Source organism: Sinorhizobium sp. CCBAU 05631, from assembly GCF_002288505.1.
Lineage (GTDB): Bacteria > Pseudomonadota > Alphaproteobacteria > Rhizobiales > Rhizobiaceae > Sinorhizobium > Sinorhizobium fredii_C.
The window spans coordinates 1,410,440-1,427,352 of sequence record NZ_CP023063.1 but is presented as its reverse complement, the minus strand read 5'-3'; the positions used below and the strand labels follow the sequence as shown (position 1 = coordinate 1,427,352).

Sequence of the window (16,913 nt, the reverse complement as noted above, 5' to 3'; positions counted from 1 at the left end):
ATGAAGGCGTCCGTCTCTTCGCATGGGGAAATCTCGATCGAGCGCATCGAAAAGATGCTGCTGATCTGTGCCGAGCTCGTCGATCGCCGCGGCCCGATCGCACAGCCTCTGCTTGACCGCCTCGAGCGGGAATATCTCGCCGCAAAGGAGCGGGGCAAGGCGGTCGATCGAATCCGTAAGCTGATAGGCGCGAACTAGGGAGATTTGCGCTCTATCAGCGCCTTGTTCTCCCTCGCAATCTCTTCGAACGGTTTGCGGGCATCCTCATGCGGTATGTTGCCGAGCTGTGCCTGGATCATGATGTCGACCGCTTTCCGCCACCGCAGCGTCACAGGCCACCAGTCGACCACGCGCAGCGCCTCGTCGACGTTCTTGACATAGAGCGTCAGCCCCGCGCGCTCTTTCACCGCCACCGGCTCTTTCCAGTTTCGCCTGCTCATAATAGAAATCTGGAGCAGCACGATCCGGAGGACAAGATGCGCGGGAAAGAGGTCAAACCAAGCGGAGCCAATCGGACTACATTTTGGATACATTTTGGCTACATCGCCAGTTTAGGAACTTTCGAAACCTCGGCTAACATGTTGTAAATACATCATCAGTGGCGGGAACGCCAATCGGAGCCAGCTCCGGCCCGGGGAGCCAGTTTCGAAAGAGCCATTCGCGGCGTGCGCCCGAATGGCTCTTTTCATTTGTCGTCCTTACTCGACCTTACATGAAGGTGCTTCATGCGCTTGGCGTGGCTTTTCCTGGCGCTCGCGATTGCGACCGAAGTGGTCGGTCTCACCGTCATGAAGGCCTCCTCGGCCTCGTGCGCCTATATCGGCCACGCGGTCATGTATGCCTCGATCGCCCTCTCCTACGTGTTTCTCGCAAGGGCCGTGAAGACAGTACCGGTCGGCGTGGCCTATGCCATCTGGGAAGGCTCGGGCGTGGCGCTCATCACCCTCGTCTCCGTCTTCATCTTCGGCCATGTACTGAGCGGCCGCGAAGTGGTCGGGCTTTCCATGGCAGTGCTCGGCATCCTGCTTGTCAATGCGGGCAAGGCTCACGACGACGACATCGGCGAGGAAGCCGCGCCGTGACGGCCTCCGGTCTCTCCTTCGCCTTCGCGTTCATGGCCGGCCTGCTCGATGTCGCGGCAAATCTCGCTTCGTCGAAGTCGGATGGCTTCGTCAAACGCGGATGGGGCGTGCTTTCGATCCTGCTGGCGCTCGCCGCGTTCGCCTTGCTCGCCGAGGCGGTGAAAGGCATGGAGCTTGCGATCGCCTATGCCGTGCTGGGCGGCACCGGAATTTTCGGCACGGCGATCTCCGGCCGCCTCTTCTTCGGAGAGAAGCTCAAGCCGATCGGCTGGGTTGGCCTGATCCTCGTCTTCGGCGCAGTGCTCGTGCTTCACACCGCCTGACGCGGCCGCTTGTCGGATGCCGACTGCTTGTGCTTCGGAGCTGTACCATGCGGGCCGGGCCCGGACACGAGCCAGTCGACAAGCGCGAAATAGGCGCCGTAGGGCAGGAGCCGCAGCAACTTGACGGCATAGGTGAAGCGTTTCGGGAAGGTGATCTCGAAATGTCTCGACTTCAGACCCGTGCAAATCCATTCCGCCGCCTCGTCGGCGCTGACAAGGGCCGGGCGCGACAGGTTGTTCTTCACCGAGCCACGCGTCGCGATGAAGCCTGGACAGATCAGTTGCAGCCTGATGCCGATCCGGTCGAGGTCGAATTTCAGGCTCTCGGTCATGTTGATGAGGGCCGCCTTGGTGGCGCCATAGGCGGCGCTCATCGGCAGTCCGCCATAGCCGGCCACCGACGACATGATGGCGATCTGGCCATGGCCGTTCGCCTTCATGTGCTCGACCAGGGGCACGAGACAGTTGACGACGCCGTGCAGATTGACCGCGAAGCTCTTGTCGAATGCCTCGAGATGGAGGTCGTCTCCGCGCACGGGTATGGCTACGCCGGCATTGAGGATCGCCAACGCCACCCGGCCATGCTCATATTCGATCGCCGTCAGCAACCGCTCCATGTCGCGCGGGTCGGTGACGTCGCCGTCGAGAACGACGATCTTGCCCGGTCCGTCGACCTCATGCTGAAGAGCGACGAGCTTCTCGTGACTGCGCGCCGTGACGACGACCGAATAGCCTTCCTCCACCAGTCGAAGCGCAACGGCGCGCCCTATTCCGGAACTTGCCCCGGTTACCCATGCCCATCCATGCTCGGGGCGGGCGGTAAATGCAGTCATCATTTCGTCCTCGCACGTCGTTCGGGAAGCTTTCCTTCCCGGAAGGCTCGGCAGGTCCGAACCCGTTGCCTCTCCGACGGCAGATCCTGTCCCCGTTCTCCGCTTCCCGCCCGTCAAATTGACTGCGGAGACGATTTTTGCCCGCGACAGGAAAGCGGCGAAACGCTTTTTCTTGCCTGTTGAACAGCCTGAGCCGAAAACACGCCAATATTTCGGCGATTCTGCTCCAAATGTTTGCTGCTTGCCGTTCGTCGAGGTTAATGCTTGGCTGAGGCCCGGCCATCGTTCCGTCCAGCGTGAGGTTTTCCAAGATGAGTGTCCATCCATCCGTGCTCGAAGCCATCGGCAATACGCCGTTGATCCGGCTCAATGCCGTTTCCGAAGCTACCGGCTGCTCCATCCTCGGCAAGGCGGAGTTCCTCAATCCCGGTCAATCGGTGAAGGACCGGGCAGCGCTGTGGATCATCCGCGAGGCCGAGAAGGCGGGCCAGTTGCGCCCCGGCGGCGTGATCGTCGAGGGCACGGCAGGCAATACCGGCATAGGACTGGCGGTCGTCGGCAGCGCGCTCGGATATCGCACCGTCATCGTCATCCCGGAAACCCAGAGCCAGGAGAAGAAGGACGCGTTGCGGCTTCTCGGCGCCGAACTGGTCGAGGTTCCGGCGGTACCCTACAAGAACCCCAACAACTACGTGAAGGTCTCCGGGCGGCTGGCGGCCGAACTCGCCAAGACCGAACCGAACGGTGCCATCTGGGCGAACCAGTTCGACAACGTCGCGAACCGGGAGGCGCATGTCCAGACGACCGCACCGGAGATCTGGCGCGACACCGACGGCAAGGTCGGCGGCTTCATCTGCGCCGTCGGCTCCGGCGGGACGCTCGCCGGCGTCGCACAGGGCTTGCGCGCCAAGAGCCCCGCCGTCAAGATCGGCATTGCCGACCCGGAAGGCGCGGCACTTTTCAACTACTATGCCCATGGCGAGCTGAAGGCGAGCGGGAGCTCGATCACCGAGGGCATCGGCCAGGGCCGTGTCACCGCCAATCTCGACGGCTTTACGCCGGATTTCGCCTATCAGATTCCCGATTCCGAAGCGGTGCCCTACGTCTTCGACCTCATCGAGAGGGAAGGCCTCTGCGTCGGCGGCTCCAGCGGCATCAATATTGCCGGTGCGGTTCGACTGGCCCGCGAGCTCGGCCCCGGACATACGATCGTGACGATCCTCTGCGACTATGGTAACCGCTATCAGTCGAAGCTCTTCAATCCGGACTTCCTTGCCTCAAAGGGCCTGCCGGTCCCGGCTTGGCTGAATAGAAGTTCGAACATTACCGTTCCATACGAACCCGTCGGATAGTCTCTCGATGCCCAGGACCGTGACCGCCCTCTTCCGCGAGGATTTCTACCTCTCGACCTGCGAAGCAAGCGTCACGGCGGTCCTGGAAGACGGCGGGATCGAACTCGACCAGACCTGTTTCTATGCCACGTCCGGCGGCCAGCCTGGCGACACGGGCTTTTTCGAGCGCGAGGACGGCAGCCGGATCCCGATCGTCGAGACCCGGCATGGCGCAACCAAGGATGTCATTGTGCATGTTCCCGCCGAGGGACACCCCCGGCCGACAGTCGGCGAAAAGCTCGTACTCCATATCGACTGGCCGCGCCGCTACCGGCTGATGCGCATGCACACGGCATGCCACTTGCTTTCGGTCATCTGTCCCTTCCCTGTCACCGGCGCCGCCGTCGGCGAGGAGGAGAGCCGTGTCGATTTCGACATGAGCGAATCGATCGACAAGGACGAAGTGACGGCGGCGCTGATGAAGCTCGTCGATGCGAACCATCCGGTCTATGTGCAATGGATCACCGACGACGAACTCGCCGCCAATCCGGACCTCGTCAAATCCAAGAATGTCCGCCCGCCCGTCGGCATGGGACGCGTCAGCCTCGTCTGCATCGGCGAAGAGTCCTGCGTCGACAGCCAGCCCTGCGGCGGCACGCATGTTTCTGAGACGCAGGAAGTCGGCGCCATTTACATCGCCAAGATCGAGAAGAAGGGTAAGGAAAACCGGCGGTTCCGGATCCGCTTCGGAACGCCCGAAGACCGTGCCGCCTCTTAAAGTCCACGGAGGAAACGACAATGAGCAACGAGAACAACAAAAGAAGCGCCTTCATCGTTTCCCCGGACTGGCTGGAGCAGCGGCTTGACGATCCCAGCGTCAAGATCGTCGATGCCGCCTGGTACCTGCCGGCCCAGAAGCGCGACCCCAAGGCTGAATACCAGGCAGCACATATCCCGGGGGCTGTCTTCTTCGACCAGGATGCGATCGCCGACCAGGCGAGCGGCCTGCCGCATACGCTGCCCTCGCCGGAAGCCTTTGCCGAAGCCGTCGGAGCCATGGGCATCGGCGAGACCGACACGATCGTCGTCTATGACGGTCCGGGCATCTTCACGGCGCCGCGGGTCTGGTGGATGTTCCGCATTATGGGCGCGAGGAACGTCTTTGTCCTTGATGGCGGCATGGACGGCTGGAAGGCCGAGGGACGCCCCACGACCGCCGAGATTTCGAGCCCCGCACCGCGTTCATTCCATGCAAGCTTCGACGCCAAGGCCATCACCTCCTTCGAGCGCATGAAGGACATCGTCGAAAACCGTCTCGCCCAGGTCGCCGATGCCCGTAGCGCCGGGCGCTTTAGCGGAGAGGAAGCGGAGCCTCGCGCCGGCATGCGGTCGGGCCACATGCCCGGCGCTCGAAGCCTTCCCTCCGGGACCTTCTCAGAAGCGGGCAAACTAAAGGATCTTGACGAATTGCGCCAGAGCTTCGCGGAGGCCGGCATCGACCTGACGAAACCGGTCGTCACGACCTGCGGATCGGGTGTGACGGCGGCAATCATCACGCTTGCGCTTCAATCATTGGGACATACAGACAATACGCTCTATGATGGTTCCTGGTCGGAATGGGGTAGCCGCCCCGACACCCCGGTTGCCATCGGTAGAGAGTGAAAACCATGCAAGGATCGAAGCCTGCTGCGATCACGGCCCACGTGACTGAGCTCGAGATGACGGCGCCGCCGAAGCAAAGCCTGCCGGTGCCCGTCAACATCCACACCGCGATCCTGCGGGTGTCCGACATTCCGCTTCCCTATTACCGCTTCCTCTATCTGCGTGTCGGCAAGCGCTGGCACTGGGCGGAGCGGCTGCGGATGAGCGATGAAGACCTGGCGGCGGTACTCCACGACAAGAGGACGAACCTGACGGTCCTCTATGTCAACGGTGCGCCCGCCGGCTTCTTCGAACTGCAGCAGCGCGATGGCGACCTCATGGAGCTTACCCATTTCGGGCTCATGGAACACGCGCTTGGCCTCGGCCTCGGGAAATGGTTCCTGCTGCAGACCCTGTTCGCCGCCTGGGCGATGGACCCGCGCAAAGTCAAGGTAACGACAAACAGCTTAGACCACCCTCGGGCATTGCAGCTCTACCAGCAGTTCGGCTTTTCCCCGGTCGCGACGCGGGATGCGATCGTTCGGCCCTTAAGCGACGACGAGCTGCTCAGCTTCGCGAAGAAGCTCTGACCGGACCTCTCCGGCAAGTTTCGGGTGTCGCAACCGGGCGCAATGGACCAATCTCCTCGTCGACAAGAACAGGAGAGATCCATGACACTGCGATATGTCGCGATGCCCGACAAAGATGCGCAACGGCTATGGCAGGGCGGCCGGGATGCCTATGGCAACCTGCCCGAACGGCACATCTCGGACGGCGACGGCGTTCCGTGCCGGCATTGCCTGCGAAACGTCGAAGAGGGTGAGCCTTACCTGATCCTTGCCTATCGGCCGTTTTCGTCAGCCCAGCCTTACGCTGAAACGGGACCGATCTTCATGCATGCCGATGCGTGTCCTGCGCCGGACGGAGCGTTGCGGCCGCCGATCCTGACCTCCAGCAAGGACTACCTGCTTCGCGGATACGGTAGCGACGAGCGCATCGTCTATGGGAGTGGCGGCGTGGTACCCGTGGAGATGCTCGAGCGGCGTGCAGAAGAACTGCTGGCACGGACGGACATCGCCTATGTGCATGTGCGCTCCGCCAAGTACAATTGCTATCAGTGCCGCATAGAGGCGGTCTGAGGACCGGTCCGGCAGTACAGCGCCGGACCGGTTTGAGCTTCACCGCTCAGGCGACGTTGAGGACGCTTTCCGGCGCGTAGGAATCATAGCCGAGTGCCTCGGCGACGGGCGCATTGGTCACCCGGCCCCGATGGACGTTGAGGCCCGCCCGCAAATGCCGGTCCTCGGCAATCGCCTTGAGCCCGCGATCGGCAAGCTGAAGGCCGTAATAGAGCGTCGCGTTGTTGAGCGCGTGAGCCGACGTGATCGGCACGGCGCCCGGCATGTTCGCGACGCAGTAATGCACGATGCCGTCCACCTCATAGGTCGGCTCGGAATGGGTCGTCGCATGCGAGGTCTCGAAGCAGCCGCCCTGGTCGATTGCGACGTCGACGATCACCGCGCCCTTCTTCATGCCTGACAGCATTTCGCGCGTGACGAGCCTGGGTGCGGCAGCGCCGGGGATCAGCACGGCGCCGATTACCAGGTCGGCGGAAAACACTTCTTCCTCCAGGGCGTCGATCGTCGAATAGCGCGTATGGACGCGGCCGTTGAAGATGTCGTCGAGCTGGCGCAGGCGCGGAATCGAGCGGTCAAGGATCGAAACGTCGGCGCCGAGGCCGACCGCCATTTTCGCGGCGTGCAGGCCGACGACGCCGCCGCCGATGATCGCCACCTTGGCGGGAAGCACGCCGGGAACGCCGCCGAGCAGGATGCCACGGCCGCCATTGGCCTTTTGAAGCGAGGTGGCGCCAGCCTGGATGGCGAGCCGCCCGGCCACTTCGGACATGGGAGCAAGCAGCGGCAGGCCGCCGCGCTCATCCGTCACCGTCTCATAGGCAACGGCGGTGACGCCCGAATTCAAGAGGCCCCTCGTCTGCTCCGGATCCGGCGCCAGATGAAGATAGGTATAGAGAATCTGGCCCTCGCGCAGTTGCGTCCATTCGGACGGCTGCGGCTCCTTGACCTTGACCACCATGTCCGCCTTTTCGAACACGTCCTTGGCCGTCGGAACGATCCGCGCGCCGGCGGCGCGATAGGCGTCGTCATCCGCCCCGATCCCTGCCCCGGCCTTGGTCTCGACGATCACCTCGTGGCCGTGGGCGACATATTCCCGCACCGATCCCGGCGTCAGGCCGACCCTGTATTCATGATTTTTGATTTCCTTCGGGCAACCGACACGCATCTTCGCGTTCCTCTCCTGTCTGTGCGCTTTCGCGGCATTGGCGATCAGACAAGGAAAACAGATGCTGGCGAGAATGTCCTTGCAAAGGCGCGCCCCTCAGCGCATTGCTCTCGACTTTTGTTGCGTACGAAACGTTTTTATTGAAGGAAAACTCGAATGAGTGAACTGGACGCCATCGATCGTTCGATTCTGAGGATCCTGCAGCAAGAGGGCAGAATCTCCAATGCCGATCTCGCCGCCAAGGTCGGCCTGTCGCCTTCCGCCTGTTCGCGGCGCGTCGATATCCTCGAGAAAACCGGCACGATCGCCGGCTACCACGCCCGTATCGCGCATAAGGCGCTCGACTACAAGATCATGGTGATCGTGCATATTTCGCTCTCCGGCCAGTTCGCCAAGACGCTCGCCGAATTCGAAGCAGCGGTCAAACTCTGCCCGAATGTTCTCGTCTGCTATCTGATGTCCGGGGAATACGACTACATCCTGCGTGTCGCGGCACGGGATCTCGAAGACTACGAGCGCATTCACCGCGACTGGCTGTCGGCGCTTCCGCATGTGGTGAAGATCAATTCGAGCTTCTCGCTTCGCGAAATCATTGACCGCCCGAATGTCGGGATCTGACACTCGCGCGGCTTAACGGCCGACCACCCGGTTGCGGCCTGTATTCTTGGCGGCATAGAGGCGAATATCGGCCTGCGCCAGCAATTCGTTGATCCCGGCGCCATCGGCAAGCGTCGACGACACGCCGATGCTGGTGGTCACCGGGTCCCCATTCGGCGTCTTTACTCCCGAGGAGACCGCCAGCCGTATATCCTCGGCCCGCGAATGGACACCCGCATAGGGGAGCCCCGGGCAAAGCACGACGAATTCCTCGCCGCCATAGCGGAACAGGCGATCCTCGGGCTGAAGCTTTGCGTTGACCGCTTCTGCCAGTTTCTTCAGCACGCGATCGCCTTCCATGTGGCCGAACTGATCGTTGACGCTCTTGAAGCGGTCGACATCGATGAGCATCAGGCTGAGCGGAGCGCCGTCGGCTGCCGCCTCGCGTATCATCTGCTTCCCTTCCGCTTCGAAACGGCCACGGTCCAGGGCACCGGTCAGGGTATCGTGACCGGAACGCGACAAGAGATCCTCGTAGCGCTCGCGAAAGGTGAGGTCGTTGAACACGTCGCCGAGCGGCCGGTCCGAAATCGCGAGGAAGGCATGACGCGAGGATCTCAGATAGAATCCGATGGCGACGGCATAGAAGGGGGCGGCCAGCATCTTCGCCATCCACCCGCCCCAGAACACGTCCCAGGGCGCACCGTTCACGAAGCGGAGCGCCGCATAGAAGCCGAGCTGGTCGAATGTCAGCACGACGACGCCGCAGATCAGGAAGCGCATCGTGACGAAGCGGCGAAACCACCGGCCAAGTTTCTCGTAAAGCAGGATGATGATCAGCGAATCGAAATATAGCAGCGTCGTGCCCCAGACCATCAGCCAGCCCATTTCGTCGATGAAGGCGATGTCGGCGACACGGCCGGCGACGACCGAGACGGTATCATGCCGCCGCAACAGCAGGCTGAGCGCCACAGTCAAAAAATTGCCGGCAAGCAAGCCGTAGATCGGCTGCCGGACTGTCGCGGCGTCCTCCTTCACGTAAAGGAGAAGGATCATCATGAGCTTGCCGGAAAAGAACACGGCAGAGCCCGGAGAGATCACCCCGAACGGCAGCTGAACGTAAAAGACGGCGGCAAGATAGGTCTCGATGAAATGCATGACGCCGAGGGCTGCCACGAAGACGCCGAGCCCCAGGCGGGCACGCAGGTGAAGAAGCCCGATCATCGACGCGACGTAAACCAAGGCCTCGGCAAGCAGGAGCATGAGATTGGCGTTTGGCATGCGCGCAGGAGACTTCCGTTTTCACTCGCCCGTTCCTTAAAGCTAGAAATTGAACAAAGCTTTACCGGCCTACGAGGCGGCGAAAAACAGGCGAGATTCTGCCGCTTGCCGTTCCGCTCCAGTCGGTCATAGTCGCGCGGAAAGGTTGCGCTGCCGACGCGACATTGCCGGCGCCTTGCACGTTCTTGACGTGCCCGAACGGAGCTTGAATACGGAGACCGCCATGACTTCGAAGATCGCACTGCATCCCATTCCCGCCGCGCCCTGCTTAGCGCGCTGGCCGCCTCCTCCGCCCTCGCCGTGCTGCATCCCTTCTCCGTCAGAGCTGCCGCCAACCAGGCCCACCTCCGAATCATGGAAACGACCGACCTGCACGTGCATGTGTTCCCCTACGACTATTACGCCGACAAGCCGAACGACACGCTCGGCCTGGCGCGCACCGCCTCGATCATCGACGCGATCCGCGCCGAGGCAACCAATGCCATCCTCGTCGACAACGGCGACTTCCTGCAGGGCAACCCGATGGGCGACTACATCGCCTACAAGCGCGGCATGAAGGCGGGCGACATTCACCCGATCATCGCCGCCATGAACGTCCTCGGCTATGACTGCGGCACGCTTGGCAACCACGAGTTCAACTACGGCCTGGACTTCATGTTCAATGTGTTGAACGGCGCGAATTTTCCGATCGTCTGCGCCAACCTGACCAAGGGCGCGCTCGCCGCCGGCCCCCGCCAGGACGAACTTTTCCTCAAGCCCTACGTCATCCTCGATCGGAAGGTGAAGGACGGCGCCGGGGAGGAACACCCGATTCGTATCGGCCTGATCGGATTCGTGCCGCCGCAGATCATGACCTGGGACGCCAAGAACCTCGAAGGCAAGGCGAATGCCCGCGACATCGTCAAGGCCGCGGAAGCCTGGGTGCCGCAGATCCGGGAGGAAGGCGCCGACATTGTCATCGCCCTCTCCCACTCCGGCATCGGACAGCAGGCGTATGCCGAAAATCTCGAAAACGCCTCCCTGCCCCTGGCGGCGATCGACGGCATCGACGCCATCGTCACCGGCCATAGCCATCTCGATTTCCCGGGGCCGAAGTTCGATGCCGTCGAAGGCGTCGACAACAAGACCGGACTCATCTCCGGCAAACCCGGCGTGATGGGTGGCTTCTGGGGCTCCCATCTCGGCCTGATCGATCTCCTCCTCGAGCGCGACGGCGGAGCCTGGCGGGTGATCGGTTCGACGAGCGAAGCGCGGCCGATCTACCGGCGGGAGGAGAAGAAGGTCATCGCCGAGGTCGGCGACAAGCCGGAAGTTCTGGCGGCGGCACAGAAGGACCACGAGGCGACGCTCGCCTATGTCCGCACCCCGGTCGGCAAGACCTCCGCGCCGCTCTATTCCTACTTCGCCCTCGTTGCCGACGATCCTTCGGTTCAGATCGTCAGCCAGGCGCAGACCTGGTACATCCGCGACATGCTGAAGGATACCGAGCACAAGAACCTGCCGGTGCTCTCGGCAGCGGCCCCCTTCAAGGCCGGCGGACGCGGCGGTGCCGACTATTATACCGACGTTCCGGCCGGCGACATCGCCATCAAGAACGTCGCCGACCTCTACCTCTATCCAAATACGGTCCAGGCTGTCGTCATCACCGGCGAACAGGTCCGAAACTGGCTCGAAATGTCTTCCGGGATCTTCAACCAGATCGCGCCGGGCTCGACCGACGCGAACCTCATCAACGGCGACTTCCCGTCCTATAATTTCGACGTGATCGACGGCGTCACCTACCAGATCGATCTTTCGCAACCGGCCAAATACGACAAGGACGGCAATCTCGTAAACGCCTCGGCAAGCCGCATCCGCGACCTGCAGTTTGACGGCAAGCCGATCGACCCGGACCAAAGATTCGTCGTGGCGATCAACAACTACCGCGCCGGCGGCGGCGGGCACTTCCCGGAAATCGCGGCCGACAAAGTCGTCTTCGTCGCCCCCGATACCAACCGCGACGTGATCGTGCGCTACATCGTGGAGCAAGGGACGATCAATCCGTCGGCCGACGCCAATTGGAAATTTGCACCGCTCAAGGACACCAGCGTCGTCTTCGACAGCGGCCCGAAGGCAAGACAATTTATTGCTCAGGTCAAGGCCGTCGACGTCGAAGACGCCGGCGACGGCGCCGACGGCTTTGCGCGCTTCCGCATCAGGTTATAGCGGGAGCAAGTGGCCTCTGGCGTGCCGGCCCGTCGGTAGGCCAGAGGGGGCGAGCGCCCCCAAGAACTTGACTTACATGTTAAGAAAACACTGCAACCGATTGCTGCAGAACAAGATTGTCCTGCTTACACCGAGCGCGACTGTGCCTCGTCGGCAAAGAGCGCCGCGCGCTGCTCGTCGACGATCTGCCGCCCCTTGCGGAGCGCCGAATCGATGGCGTCCTGCTCGGAGGTGAAGAGATCGGCGCGGATGAAATTACGCACTTTCGTGCCGCCTTCGGGCATCGTCTTTTCGATGCTGCCGGCAAGCCGGAACTGCGCGCCCTCGCGCATCGGCGTCGCGCGGATCAGGCAATCCGCATAGGTCTCGGTCTTGCCCGAAGCGGGCTGAGCCGGCTTTTCGGAGCCACCGGAGAGGCCGAACAATTTCGAGAAAAACGATGCCATGGCTCATGGTTAGCCGTGGCTGCGGCCCCTGTCAAAGCCAAAATTGGTTCGCTTGCGCTGCCCGGCGGCAAAGCGCGTCAGATGACCAGATTGGCGAGAATCTCGTTCTCGGTGATGTCCTGGTATCGCAGCCCGGCCGCGTCGAAACGCTGCTTCAGCAGCGGGAAGTTCTCCGCATGCTTGGTCTCGATGCCAATCAGCACGGAGCCGAAATTGCGCGCCGACTTCTTCAGATATTCGAACCGGGCGATGTCATCCTCTTCGCCCAGCAGATTGAGGAAATCGCGCAAGGCGCCCGGTCGCTGCGCCATGCGCAGAATGAAGTATTTCTTCAAGCCCGCATGGCGCATGGCGCGCTCCTTGACGTCCGGCAGGCGCTCGAAGTCGAAATTGCCGCCGGAAACGACCGCGACCACCGTCTTGCCTACCAGCCGCTCGCGACCGAGTACTTCCAGCGCAGTAATCGACAGCGCGCCGGCCGGCTCGAGCACCACGCCTTCGACATTCAGCATCTCGGTGATCGTCAGACAGATGGCGTTTTCGGCGAGAAGCATCACCTGCTCGGGCGCGAAATCGCGGAGCGCCGAGAAATTGAGATCGCCGATGCGCCCCACCGCCGCGCCGTCGACGAAATTGTCCACCTGATCGAGCGTCACGACGCTGCCCGCCTCCAGGCTGCGCCGCAAGCTCGGCGCGCCCTCCGGCTCGCAGAACATGAACCGGTCGGGCATCAAGGCATCACGGAAATAGCCGGTCACGCCGGCCGCCAGTCCGCCGCCGCCGACGGGCAGCACGACGAGATCGGGAAGCAGCCCCTCCGGAAATTGCTCGACGATCTCCGCCGCGACCGTCGCCTGCCCTTCGATGATATCTGCATGATCGAAGGGCGGCACCATGACGCCCGCAATCGCCTCGACATGGTCGCGGGCGGCCTGGTAGCACTGGTCGAAGATATCGCCGACGAGGCGGATGGTGATGTATTCGCCGCCGAAGATGCGGGTCTTGTCAATCTTCTGCTGCGGCGTCGTCACCGGCATGAAGACGACACCCGGAACGCCGAAGTGCCGGCAGACGAAGGCGAAGCCCTGCGCATGGTTTCCGGCCGAGGCGCAGACGAAGGTCTTGCCGGAAGCACCGGCCGCAAGTGCCTTGCGGAAGAAGTTGAAGGCACCGCGGATTTTGTAGGAGCGTACCGGCGAAAGATCCTCGCGCTTCAGATAGACGGTGGCGCCGTAGCGCGCGCTCAGGTGATCGTTGAGCTGCAGCGGCGTCGCCGGAAAGATCTCGCGCATCGCCGCGGCCGCCTGTTCAACATCCTGCTTCATCTCGTGCCATCACCCGTTCCATCTTGATCGCTGTCGCTATCGCACATTGCTGCGACTGAAACCACCGATTTGACTTGCTGCGCGCTTGGCCTGGCAAAGACTCGCGAACCATCACTCTACGCCGATCGGCTGCGGTCACGGCAGTCTCCTTCGGCTTGACTTGCGCATGCCAAATGCCGACAGTTTTCAGCAATCGGGATGCTGGGAAACTGCGATGGCGAACTATCTCTCCATGCTAGCGATGCTGGCTCTGGCCGCCCCTGTCCTGGCCGTTTCCGGAGCCGAAGCGGGGCCGCTTTCCGATGCCGCGGTGAAAGCGGAGAAGCAGGCAAGCGACGGCGACGCGGCAGGAGCACGAGAAACGCTGCGCCAGGCCGTCAGCGCGTTCTCGCAGACCCTTCCCTTCGCGATCGGCAAGGCGCTTTTCGTCACGGCCGAACCGGCAGGCTACGCCATGTACGAGCCGAAGCAGGATTCGGTCTTCAAGCCCGGCGAGACGCTGCTCTCCTATGTCGAGCCGGTCGGCCTCACCTGGAAGGACGCAAGCGCCAAGGGCAAGCTCGAAACGCGCTTCACCGTCGATCTCGACATCGTCAGCCCCAAGGGCGAGGTGCTTGCGACCCGCAAGGCATTCGGCGACTTCACCTTCACCGGCTATCTTCGCAACCAGGAGATCTATGCGACGCTGACCGTCGACGTCAGCGGCGCGCCTGCCGGCGACTACGTCCTGCGCTTCCGCTTCAACGACATCAACAGCGGCAAGAGCGCAACCGTCGACCAGCCTTTCAAGATTGCGGCGGAGTGATTGAGAGGCAGCAGCATTTCGGTGGTGGTGCGGACGACGGGGATCGAACCCGTACAGCCTAAGGCCGAGGGATTTTAAGTCCCTTGCGTCTACCAGTTTCGCCACGTCCGCATACCGCGTTTGGAATACTTTGCGATTCAAGCGATGGGAAGGGCCGCCAGCGCATTTTTTGATGTGCGTCTCCGCGAACATGCTCGAGCCGCATCTTGCACCGAGAGTCGCGCAAAAATTCGCATCAACCCCTGATTCGCCAGGGGTTCAATCCTTGCGTGTTGCTGGCAATATTCGATCCAAAGACTGTCCTGGCATCGATGGCAGAGGGGATCGGCGTGCGTCCGTTGCGAGCGTCTAGCAGCACACCTTTGTGGCCGGAAGACCTTGACGCGCTTCAGCGCGTGTTCGACCGGCTGTGTAACGAGTATCGGTGGCCGCGCAAGAGTGCCCAGGCGCAGCGATATGGGCGGATGCTGATCGAAGAGTATCAGGCCGGCACCAGGGACGAGCGCCTGCTGCTGGCGGCAGGCCGCTCGTTTATCGACCGCTCTCTCGCCCAAAAGAGGCCGGCATGACGCAGCAGGTTTCGATCGACAGCGAGGATCTCGCCGAAAAACGACGCGTCATCGACGCGATGAAGGACGACTTCGCCAGCGCCATCGAGGCGCGGCAGGCGGAACTGCGCGCCCGCGACCTGCCCGGACAGCGGACGGGCTGGATTGGCATGCTTGTGCGAAAACCGCGCTGAGAGGCGTCCTGTGGCGTGAAACCGCGGCGCGTGGCTCGCGCCTGAAATTCCGTGCACGAAAACAACGCCTGCAGCGCCGTGCACCTTTCAGGACGCACGCTGCAAGTCTTTGAAACTAAGCATCGTTTCTTCCGACAATCGCGTCCGATTTTCGGGCCGATGCGCCAGACGCAGCTCAGTGATAAAAGAAACAGTCGCAATCGGCCTTCTGGGCGTCTTCGCCGCGCCAGACCCGGACTGCCAGTTTCGACGACTCGCCATTATCCTCGAGCCGTAACCCGAGCAGCGATACTGCGGCTGCCTTCGGGTTGGGTGCATCGACTTCGATGACCGATCCGACCTGGTGAACGCCCTCCCGAGCGGTCCAGGTGAAGATCTGAACGCTGTAGTGCATAGATATCCTCCGTCGCGCTGTCGCTCGCGCCAGGGGCGGGCAGGATTTTAGGGGTCCCCAGGCAAAGCCCCTATCTCAGCCGTCCTCGACGGTTGCTTCAGGTCGATCTCCTCCATCAGCGTGTTCGAAATGCCAGTTTCCCTGCTCATCCTGGAAGCTGATTTCCTCGTCGTCGCCGCCAACTTGCTGTTCCGCGGCGGCAGCCTTTGCGGCCGCCAGCGCCATCTCGCGACTGGGAAAGGGCTCTGAATACGCTTCGGCGGCCTTGTAGGCCCAGCCTCCGTCGTGTTGAACGATCGAATAGGTGATCCGCGCCATTCTTCACTCCCATGGATGTCCAGGGACATTCCTGCCCACGGTTGGACCGTTGCCGCACGGCCGCACTGCTCCTCCTTGCCTGTGGCAGTCCACCTCGGACGGGGCGATGTTAACACAAATTGGCTAGCGTTGTGCCTTTTTTGAAGGAGGGTGCGCCCACCTCCTACCATTTTAGAATTAAACAGCGATATCAACGACAAGCGCGGCCACTTGATGCGGCAGCGCTCGCTCAGACGTGGCTAATTCTACTTTGATCAGTCCGCGCGAATGGCGAGCATGCTCGCCACATGAGCGCCCTGCTTGCCGACCAATTTACCCTCGTTGCGGGATAACCGAAGAAAAACGCCTTCGATGTCCGGCAATTCCGCTTGATCGCCGCCGCCGGCAAGTTTTATCAACGCGCATGCTGCCATCAGAACGGGCTAGCAGTAAGATCGTGTCGAATGATCCGAACCATTCCGGAGCGCAAATGACCAGTGCCAGTATTGTCACCGCTGCCATGCTCGCCATTGGCGACGAGCTTCTCTCCGGCCGGACCAAGGACAAGAACATCGGCCACCTGGCCGACATGCTGACGATGGTCGGGATCGATCTGCGCGAAGTTCGTATCGTCGCCGACGACGAGGAGGCGATCGTCGAGGCCGTCAATGCGCTGCGCGGACGCTACGACCATGTCTTTACCTCTGGCGGCATCGGCCCCACGCATGACGACATCACCGCCGACGCGATCTCGAAGGCGTTCGGGGTCGAATGCGTCCACGATCCGAAGGCGATGGAACTGCTCGGCGCGTTGTATGAGCGGCGCGGCATGGAATTCACGGAGGCGCGCAAGCGGATGGCGCGCATGCCGCTCGGCGCAGCCCACATCGCCAATCCGGTTTCGACCGCTCCCGGCTTCAAGATAGGCAATGTCTACGTCATGGCCGGGGTGCCGCAAGTGTTTCAGGCGATGCTCGATAGCCTGCTTCCCAGCCTTCCGACCGGTACGCCGGTTCTGTCGCGTACGGTCCGGTCGCCCTTCGGTGAAGGAGATATCGGGACTCTTTTGACCGAGGTGCAGAAGCACCATCCCGAAACGAGCATCGGTTCCTATCCGAAATTCGACGGCAAGAGCTTCTCGACCGATATCGTCATCCGCGGCCGTGACGAGTCGGCCATTGCAGCAGCCGAAGCCGGTGTGGCGGCGATGATCGAGGCGATCTCGCGCTCGCGCCAGGGCGCCTAGGCTCGCCCCGCACCGCGGCCAAATCCTGCCCATACAAGCCCTTGCGCTGCGGGCTTCCTTG

The 16,913-nt window shown here is 62.1% G+C and carries 23 protein-coding genes and 1 tRNA gene; 14 read left to right on the top strand and 10 right to left on the bottom strand.

Features of this window, described 5'->3' with window-relative positions; all coding sequences use genetic code 11:
* Positions 1-198, top strand: coding sequence for a hypothetical protein (locus tag SS05631_RS07050; RefSeq protein WP_037421896.1), 198 nt, complete (start codon positions 1-3; stop codon positions 196-198).
* On the opposite strand, the gene SS05631_RS07045 is transcribed toward SS05631_RS07050, so the two are convergent.
* Positions 195-440 (bottom strand): DUF982 domain-containing protein, encoded by a 246-nt coding sequence (locus tag SS05631_RS07045; RefSeq protein ID WP_157213181.1) that lies wholly within the window; start codon positions 438-440, stop codon positions 195-197. The two genes, SS05631_RS07050 and SS05631_RS07045, sit on opposite strands and share 4 nt — an antisense overlap.
* Before the next feature lie 285 nt (positions 441-725).
* On the opposite strand from SS05631_RS07045, the gene SS05631_RS07040 reads away from it, so the two are divergent.
* Both SS05631_RS07040 and SS05631_RS07035 read left to right on the top strand, forming a co-directional pair.
* The gene (locus SS05631_RS07040) at positions 726-1,082 is read left to right on the top strand and encodes an SMR family transporter (RefSeq protein WP_037421890.1); all 357 of its coding nucleotides are present in this window, start codon (positions 726-728) and stop codon (positions 1,080-1,082) included.
* Positions 1,079-1,405, top strand: a complete 327-nt coding sequence (locus tag SS05631_RS07035; protein ID WP_037421887.1) for an SMR family transporter — start codon at positions 1,079-1,081, stop codon at positions 1,403-1,405. Before SS05631_RS07040 ends, SS05631_RS07035 begins: the two co-directional genes overlap by 4 nt.
* Here SS05631_RS07035 and SS05631_RS07030 read toward each other — a convergent pair.
* Positions 1,393-2,238: an SDR family NAD(P)-dependent oxidoreductase gene (locus SS05631_RS07030; RefSeq protein WP_234820140.1), complete on the bottom strand. Its 846-nt coding sequence runs from the start codon at positions 2,236-2,238 to the stop codon at positions 1,393-1,395. The two genes, SS05631_RS07035 and SS05631_RS07030, sit on opposite strands and share 13 nt — an antisense overlap.
* 311 nt (positions 2,239-2,549) lie before the next feature.
* Between SS05631_RS07030 and SS05631_RS07020 the strand changes: the two genes are divergently transcribed.
* The 5 genes from SS05631_RS07020 (at position 2,550) to SS05631_RS07000 (ending at position 6,349) form a co-directional block, all read left to right on the top strand.
* The gene (locus tag SS05631_RS07020) at positions 2,550-3,590 is read left to right on the top strand and encodes a cysteine synthase A (RefSeq protein ID WP_037421881.1); all 1,041 of its coding nucleotides are present in this window, start codon (positions 2,550-2,552) and stop codon (positions 3,588-3,590) included.
* Between the two features lie 7 nt (positions 3,591-3,597).
* Positions 3,598-4,347 (top strand): alanyl-tRNA editing protein, encoded by a 750-nt coding sequence (locus SS05631_RS07015; protein WP_037421879.1) that lies wholly within the window; start codon positions 3,598-3,600, stop codon positions 4,345-4,347.
* A gap of 20 nt (positions 4,348-4,367) precedes the next feature.
* Positions 4,368-5,231, top strand: a complete 864-nt coding sequence (gene sseA / locus SS05631_RS07010) for a 3-mercaptopyruvate sulfurtransferase (RefSeq protein WP_037421877.1) — start codon at positions 4,368-4,370, stop codon at positions 5,229-5,231.
* Between the two features lie 5 nt (positions 5,232-5,236).
* Positions 5,237-5,800: a GNAT family N-acetyltransferase gene (locus SS05631_RS07005; RefSeq protein WP_037421875.1), complete on the top strand. Its 564-nt coding sequence runs from the start codon at positions 5,237-5,239 to the stop codon at positions 5,798-5,800.
* An 81-nt stretch (positions 5,801-5,881) separates the two neighbouring features.
* The gene (locus tag SS05631_RS07000; RefSeq protein WP_037421872.1) at positions 5,882-6,349 is read left to right on the top strand and encodes a DUF1203 domain-containing protein; all 468 of its coding nucleotides are present in this window, start codon (positions 5,882-5,884) and stop codon (positions 6,347-6,349) included.
* Positions 6,350-6,395: 46 nt separating this feature from the next.
* Here SS05631_RS07000 and ald read toward each other — a convergent pair whose 3' ends face one another.
* Entirely contained in the window at positions 6,396-7,514 is a 1,119-nt protein-coding gene (gene ald / locus SS05631_RS06995) for an alanine dehydrogenase (protein WP_037421870.1), read from the bottom strand.
* A 156-nt stretch (positions 7,515-7,670) separates the two neighbouring features.
* Here ald and SS05631_RS06990 point away from each other — a divergent pair, with 156 nt between their 5' ends.
* The gene (locus tag SS05631_RS06990; protein ID WP_037421867.1) at positions 7,671-8,132 is read left to right on the top strand and encodes an Lrp/AsnC family transcriptional regulator; all 462 of its coding nucleotides are present in this window, start codon (positions 7,671-7,673) and stop codon (positions 8,130-8,132) included.
* Positions 8,133-8,144: 12 nt separating this feature from the next.
* Here SS05631_RS06990 and SS05631_RS06985 read toward each other — a convergent pair whose 3' ends face one another.
* Positions 8,145-9,392 (bottom strand): GGDEF domain-containing protein, encoded by a 1,248-nt coding sequence (locus SS05631_RS06985; protein ID WP_037421865.1) that lies wholly within the window; start codon positions 9,390-9,392, stop codon positions 8,145-8,147.
* A 264-nt stretch (positions 9,393-9,656) separates the two neighbouring features.
* Here SS05631_RS06985 and SS05631_RS06975 point away from each other — a divergent pair, with 264 nt between their 5' ends.
* Positions 9,657-11,597: a bifunctional 2',3'-cyclic-nucleotide 2'-phosphodiesterase/3'-nucleotidase gene (locus SS05631_RS06975; RefSeq protein ID WP_037421861.1), complete on the top strand. Its 1,941-nt coding sequence runs from the start codon at positions 9,657-9,659 to the stop codon at positions 11,595-11,597.
* A gap of 125 nt (positions 11,598-11,722) precedes the next feature.
* On the opposite strand, the gene SS05631_RS06970 is transcribed toward SS05631_RS06975, so the two are convergent.
* A complete protein-coding gene (locus SS05631_RS06970; protein WP_037421859.1) occupies positions 11,723-12,043 on the bottom strand; it encodes an HlyU family transcriptional regulator in 321 nt (106 codons plus the stop codon).
* Positions 12,044-12,120: 77 nt separating this feature from the next.
* Positions 12,121-13,368, bottom strand: a complete 1,248-nt coding sequence (ilvA, locus tag SS05631_RS06965) for a threonine ammonia-lyase (protein ID WP_037421858.1) — start codon at positions 13,366-13,368, stop codon at positions 12,121-12,123.
* A gap of 214 nt (positions 13,369-13,582) precedes the next feature.
* Between ilvA and SS05631_RS06960 the strand changes: the two genes are divergently transcribed.
* Entirely contained in the window at positions 13,583-14,173 is a 591-nt protein-coding gene (locus SS05631_RS06960; RefSeq protein WP_037421856.1) for a hypothetical protein, read from the top strand.
* Positions 14,174-14,198: 25 nt separating this feature from the next.
* Here the strand turns inward: SS05631_RS06960 and SS05631_RS06955 are convergent.
* A tRNA-Leu gene (locus tag SS05631_RS06955) sits at positions 14,199-14,284 on the bottom strand.
* 200 nt (positions 14,285-14,484) lie between these two features.
* Between SS05631_RS06955 and SS05631_RS06950 the strand changes: the two genes are divergently transcribed.
* A complete protein-coding gene (locus SS05631_RS06950; RefSeq protein ID WP_162109143.1) occupies positions 14,485-14,742 on the top strand; it encodes a hypothetical protein in 258 nt (85 codons plus the stop codon).
* Complete coding sequence (locus SS05631_RS31325) at positions 14,739-14,915, top strand: hypothetical protein (RefSeq protein WP_172900171.1); 177 nt, start codon at positions 14,739-14,741, stop codon at positions 14,913-14,915. The genes SS05631_RS06950 and SS05631_RS31325 overlap by 4 nt, the downstream gene beginning before the upstream one ends.
* A 175-nt stretch (positions 14,916-15,090) precedes the next feature.
* Here SS05631_RS31325 and SS05631_RS06945 read toward each other — a convergent pair whose 3' ends face one another.
* The 3 genes from SS05631_RS06945 to SS05631_RS30915 all read right to left on the bottom strand — a co-directional run bounded on the left by SS05631_RS06945 (position 15,091) and on the right by SS05631_RS30915 (position 16,025).
* Positions 15,091-15,309 (bottom strand): hypothetical protein, encoded by a 219-nt coding sequence (locus SS05631_RS06945; RefSeq protein WP_037383614.1) that lies wholly within the window; start codon positions 15,307-15,309, stop codon positions 15,091-15,093.
* Positions 15,310-15,384: 75 nt separating this feature from the next.
* Positions 15,385-15,627: a DUF2188 domain-containing protein gene (locus SS05631_RS06940; protein ID WP_037421853.1), complete on the bottom strand. Its 243-nt coding sequence runs from the start codon at positions 15,625-15,627 to the stop codon at positions 15,385-15,387.
* A gap of 254 nt (positions 15,628-15,881) precedes the next feature.
* A complete protein-coding gene (locus SS05631_RS30915; RefSeq protein WP_157213180.1) occupies positions 15,882-16,025 on the bottom strand; it encodes a hypothetical protein in 144 nt (47 codons plus the stop codon).
* A gap of 71 nt (positions 16,026-16,096) precedes the next feature.
* On the opposite strand from SS05631_RS30915, the gene SS05631_RS06935 reads away from it, so the two are divergent.
* Positions 16,097-16,852, top strand: a complete 756-nt coding sequence (locus SS05631_RS06935) for a competence/damage-inducible protein A (RefSeq protein ID WP_037421850.1) — start codon at positions 16,097-16,099, stop codon at positions 16,850-16,852.
* Positions 16,853-16,913: the final 61 nt, after the last annotated feature.

Coding starts and splice junctions, on each gene's coding strand:
- SS05631_RS07050 (WP_037421896.1), top strand. CDS start 1: ATGAAGGCGTCCGTCTCTTCGCATGGGGAAATCTCGATCGAGCGCATC.
- SS05631_RS07045 (WP_157213181.1), bottom strand. CDS start 440: ATGAGCAGGCGAAACTGGAAAGAGCCGGTGGCGGTGAAAGAGCGCGCG.
- SS05631_RS07040 (WP_037421890.1), top strand. CDS start 726: ATGCGCTTGGCGTGGCTTTTCCTGGCGCTCGCGATTGCGACCGAAGTG.
- SS05631_RS07030 (WP_234820140.1), bottom strand. CDS start 2,238: ATGACTGCATTTACCGCCCGCCCCGAGCATGGATGGGCATGGGTAACC.
- SS05631_RS07020 (WP_037421881.1), top strand. CDS start 2,550: ATGAGTGTCCATCCATCCGTGCTCGAAGCCATCGGCAATACGCCGTTG.
- SS05631_RS07015 (WP_037421879.1), top strand. CDS start 3,598: ATGCCCAGGACCGTGACCGCCCTCTTCCGCGAGGATTTCTACCTCTCG.
- sseA (WP_037421877.1), top strand. CDS start 4,368: ATGAGCAACGAGAACAACAAAAGAAGCGCCTTCATCGTTTCCCCGGAC.
- SS05631_RS07005 (WP_037421875.1), top strand. CDS start 5,237: ATGCAAGGATCGAAGCCTGCTGCGATCACGGCCCACGTGACTGAGCTC.
- SS05631_RS07000 (WP_037421872.1), top strand. CDS start 5,882: ATGACACTGCGATATGTCGCGATGCCCGACAAAGATGCGCAACGGCTA.
- ald (WP_037421870.1), bottom strand. CDS start 7,514: ATGCGTGTCGGTTGCCCGAAGGAAATCAAAAATCATGAATACAGGGTC.
- SS05631_RS06990 (WP_037421867.1), top strand. CDS start 7,671: ATGAGTGAACTGGACGCCATCGATCGTTCGATTCTGAGGATCCTGCAG.
- SS05631_RS06985 (WP_037421865.1), bottom strand. CDS start 9,392: ATGCCAAACGCCAATCTCATGCTCCTGCTTGCCGAGGCCTTGGTTTAC.
- SS05631_RS06970 (WP_037421859.1), bottom strand. CDS start 12,043: ATGGCATCGTTTTTCTCGAAATTGTTCGGCCTCTCCGGTGGCTCCGAA.
- ilvA (WP_037421858.1), bottom strand. CDS start 13,368: ATGAAGCAGGATGTTGAACAGGCGGCCGCGGCGATGCGCGAGATCTTT.
- SS05631_RS06960 (WP_037421856.1), top strand. CDS start 13,583: ATGGCGAACTATCTCTCCATGCTAGCGATGCTGGCTCTGGCCGCCCCT.
- SS05631_RS06950 (WP_162109143.1), top strand. CDS start 14,485: ATGGCAGAGGGGATCGGCGTGCGTCCGTTGCGAGCGTCTAGCAGCACA.
- SS05631_RS31325 (WP_172900171.1), top strand. CDS start 14,739: ATGACGCAGCAGGTTTCGATCGACAGCGAGGATCTCGCCGAAAAACGA.
- SS05631_RS06945 (WP_037383614.1), bottom strand. CDS start 15,309: ATGCACTACAGCGTTCAGATCTTCACCTGGACCGCTCGGGAGGGCGTT.
- SS05631_RS06940 (WP_037421853.1), bottom strand. CDS start 15,627: ATGGCGCGGATCACCTATTCGATCGTTCAACACGACGGAGGCTGGGCC.
- SS05631_RS06935 (WP_037421850.1), top strand. CDS start 16,097: ATGACCAGTGCCAGTATTGTCACCGCTGCCATGCTCGCCATTGGCGAC.